The 4,411-nt window shown below is 73.4% G+C and carries 1 protein-coding gene; it reads left to right on the top strand.

The features are described from left to right. On the top strand, window positions 1–4,411 hold a 4,411-nt coding region (locus ACZ6S5_RS34785), incomplete at both ends, for a type I polyketide synthase (protein WP_466006536.1).

Below are 4,411 nucleotides of genomic sequence, written 5' to 3'. Positions count from 1 at the left end.
CCCAGGGCGAGATCACCGCCGCCCACGCCGCCGGCGCCCTCACCCTCGACCAGGCCGCCCAACTCATCGCCCACCGCGGCCGCGCCCTCACCACCATCGAAGGCACCGGCAGCATGCTCGCCGTCACCGGCCCCACCCCCGACGAGCTGACCGCCCTTCTGGAACAGCTGCTGCCCGAACAAGCGGCCGAGCTGCACCTCGCCGCCCACAACGCCCCCACCAGCTGCGTGCTCTCCGGCACCCCCGACGCCATCGAGACAGCTCACACCGCCCTCACCGACCACGGCGCCACGGCCCGGATCATCCCAGTCAGCTACGCCAGCCACAGCCCCCACGTCGAACCGCTGCACACCGAACTGACCAGAGCGGCCGTCGACAGCCGGGCCACCGACACCACCTTCTACAGCAGCACCCGCCAGCAGGTCCTCCCCGCCACCGAACTCACCACCGACTACTGGTGGGACAACCTCCGCCAACCCGTCCACTTCCACCCCACCCTCCAACACCTGATCACCGACGGACACCACACCCTCATCGAGATCAGCCCCCACCCCCTGCTCACCACCACCATCGACGCCGAGGCCACCGCCCTGCACACCCTGCGCCGCGACGCCGACCCCTGGCACACCCTGCTCACCAACACCGCCCACCTGCACACCCACACCACCCACCCCAACGCCTGGAGTCACCTCATCCCCGAGACCCGGGCACACGCCACCCCGCCCAGCTACCCCTTCCACCACCGGAGCTACTGGCTCACCGCCGCTCCCGCCGGCGACACCCACCACCTCGGACTGCGACCCAGCACGCACGCCCTCCTCGGCGCCGTCCTCACCACGGCGACCAGCGGTGAGGACGTGTACACGGCCCAGCTCTCCACGCGTACCCGCCCCTGGCTGGTGGACCACACCGTCGGCACGGGTTGCCTGCTGCCGGCGACCGCGTTCGTGGACATCGCGCTGCACGCCGGTGCGCCCAGCGGACACCGCCATCTCGACGAGCTCACCCTGCACAGCCCGCTCGGGCTCGGTGAGCAGCCGACCGACATCCAGGTCGCCGTCAGCACCCCGGATGAACGTGACCGCCGTACGCTGACCGTCCACTCCCGGCCGTCCGGCGCTCCCGCCGAGGTCACCTGGACCCACCACGCCACCGCCGTCCTCGACGCCGGCACGGGCGAGCCGGACCCCGCGCCCCTCGCGACGTGGCCGCCCGCCGGCGCCACCCCGCTCGACGTCGGCGGCCTCTACGGGCGCCTCGCCTCGGCCGGCTACCACTACGGGCCCTTGTTCCAGGGCGTACGCCGGGCCTGGCGTTCCGGCGGGGAGTGGTGTGCCGAGGTCGCGCTGCCCGAGCCGGCCGACCCCGACGGCTACGGCGTCCACCCGGCGCTGCTGGACGCGGCGCTGCACCTGACCGTCGACGCGCTCGTGGCCCGGGAGCCCGGCCTGTTGTGGCTGCCCTTCTCCTGGTCCGGGGTACGCCATCTCGGGACCACCAGGGCGACCGGCGGGCGAATCCGGCTCACCTGGCGGGGGCCGCACGAGCTCGCCCTCACCGTCCACGACGACGGCGGTCGGGCGATCGCCGCGGTGGACTCGCTGGCGTTCCAGTCGGTCACTCCGGCGCAGCTCGACGCGAACCGGCAGACGTACGACGGCCGCCTGTGGCGGTGGGACTGGGTGCCGGTGGCGCTCCCGGCGGGTCCGGCCGGCACCGACGGGTGGGTGACCATCGGCGGGCCGGTGCCGGGGTGGGGCGTGCCCGGTTACCCGGACCTGGACACGCTCGGCGAAGCGGTCGACAGCGGGGAGATCGCCGCGCCGGAGCAGATCATCCTGCCGCTACCCGAACACACCGGCGACGACGAGGCCGATGTCCCGGCGGCCGTGCACGAGGCCACCGAACGGCTCCTGCAGACGCTCCAGGGGATTCTCACCGACCCGACCTACGCCGGCGCGCGCCTGACCGTCCTCACCACCGGCGCCGTGACCACCGGCGACCACGACCAACTGACCAACTTGCCCGCCGCCACCTGCTGGGGCCTGGTCCGCACCGCACAGACCGAACACCCCGACCGCATCACCCTCATCGACGCCGACCACACCGACGAGAGCGTCGCCACGCTCCCCGCCGCCATCGCCGGCCCTCATCCGCAACTGGCCCTTCGCGGCGGCACACCGCACACCGGGCACCTGACCCCGGACACCACCCCGACCCGCTCCGGTGCGCTCGCCGAACCCGCCGCCCGGCCCTTCGACCCGACTGGCACCACCCTCGTCACCGGTGGCACCGGCACTCTCGCCCGACACACCACCCGCCACGTCGCCACCCACCACGACGCACGCCACCTTCACCTCGTCAGCCGCCAAGGCCCTCACCACCGGGATGCCCCAGCCCTCATCCACCAACTCGCCGGCCTCGGCGCCACCGTCACCATCACCGCCTGCGACACCACCGACCGGGCTCAACTCGCCCAGGTCATCGACCACATCGACCGCACCGATCACCCGCTCCGGGCGGTCATCCACACCGCCGGCACCCTCCAGGACGCCACCGTCACCAATCTCACCCCTGAGCAGCTGCACGCCACCCTGGACCCCAAGGTGGACGCCGCCTGGCACCTGCACACCCTCACCCGCGACCACCGGCTCACCCACTTCCTCCTCTACTCCTCCATCGCCGCCACCCTCGGCACCCCCGGCCAGGCCAACTACGCCGCCGCCAACACCTTCCACAACGCTCTCGCCCACCATCGCCACCACCACCAGCTCCCCGCCACCAGCCTCAACTGGGGCTACTGGACCGACACCAGCACTATGACGGCGCACCTGCGCACCACCGACATGAAGCGCCTGCAGAGCGGCGGTGTCACCCCGCTGTCCACCCCGCACGCCCTCACCCTGCTCGACACCGCCCTCACGACCAGCGACCCCGTGCCGATCACGGCCCACCTCAACCCGGCCAACCTCCCGGCCCACCTCACCCGATCCACCACCGCCCCGCTCCTCGCCGGACGGTGGCGGGAGGAGCTCGCCGGTCTTCCGGAGCCGGCCCGCGAGGAGGCGGTCCGCGAACTGGTGCGGAGCGCCGTCGCGACGGTGCTCGCCCTGCCGGCCGCGTCGGCGGTGCCGCTGGACCGGCCGTTCAAGGAGCTGGGGTTCGACTCGCTGGTGTCGGTGGAGCTGCGGAACCGGCTGAGCGCCGCTACCGGTCTCCGGCTGCCGGCGACGCTGGTCTTCGACCATCCCACCCCGGCCGCGGTGATCGGTCACCTGCTGACCCGGGTCGCCGCCGTACCCGAAGGGGCGGAGCCGGCGGCGGTCGCGCCCGCGCCGGCGGCAGGGCTGGACGACCCGGTGGTGATCGTGGGGATGGCCTGCCGCTACCCGGGTGGGGTGAGCAGCCCGGAGCAGTTGTGGGACCTGGTGGTCGACGACGGTGACGCGGTCGGCGGGTTTCCGGCGGACCGCGGCTGGGACCTGGCCGGGCTCTACGACCCCGACCCGGAGCGGACCGGGACGACGTACACCCGGCACGGGGGTTTTCTGTACGAGGCGGCGCGGTTCGACGCGGAGTTCTTCGGGATCAGCCCGCGTGAGGCGACGGCGATGGACCCGCAGCAGCGGCTGCTGCTGGAGACGGCGTGGGAGTGCGTCGAGGGGGCGGGGATCGACCCGACCCGCCTGCGCGGCAGCGCGACCGGCGTGTTCACCGGCGTGATGTACGACGACTACGGGGGACGGATCCAGCGGGCGCCGGAAGGGTTCGAGGGGCACCTGCTGACGGGCAGCATCAGCAGCGTCGCCTCGGGCCGGATCGCGTACACGCTCGGATTGGAGGGGCCGGCGGTCACGGTGGACACCGCCTGTTCCTCGTCGCTGGTGGCGATGCACCTGGCGGCGCAGGCGATCCGCAACGGGGAGTGCGACCTGGCCCTCGCCGGTGGGGTCACCGTGATGGCGACCCCCACGGTGCTGGTCGAGTTCAGCCGGCAGCGGGGGCTGTCGGCGGACGGCCGGTGCAAGCCGTTCGCCGCCGCCGCCGACGGCACCGGCTGGGGCGAAGGGGTCGGCCTGGTGCTGCTCGAACGGCTGTCGGCGGCCCGGGACCGTGGCCACCGGGTCCTCGCCGTGCTGCGGGGCTCGGCGGTGAACCAGGACGGCGCGAGCAACGGGCTCACCGCGCCCAACGGCCCGTCCCAGGAGCGGGTGATCCGGCGGGCCCTGGCCAACGCGAAGCTCACCCCCGCCGACGTGGACGTGGTCGAGGCCCACGGCACCGGCACCACCCTCGGCGACCCCATCGAAGCCCAGGCCCTCCTCGCCACCTACGGACAGGAACGCCGGGACGGGCAACCGCTCTGGCTCGGCTCCATCAAGTCGAACATCGGACACACCCAGGCCGCCGC

Source organism: Micromonospora sp. NPDC051924 (assembly GCF_055586005.1).
This window is presented reverse-complemented; position numbering and strand designations above follow the sequence as displayed.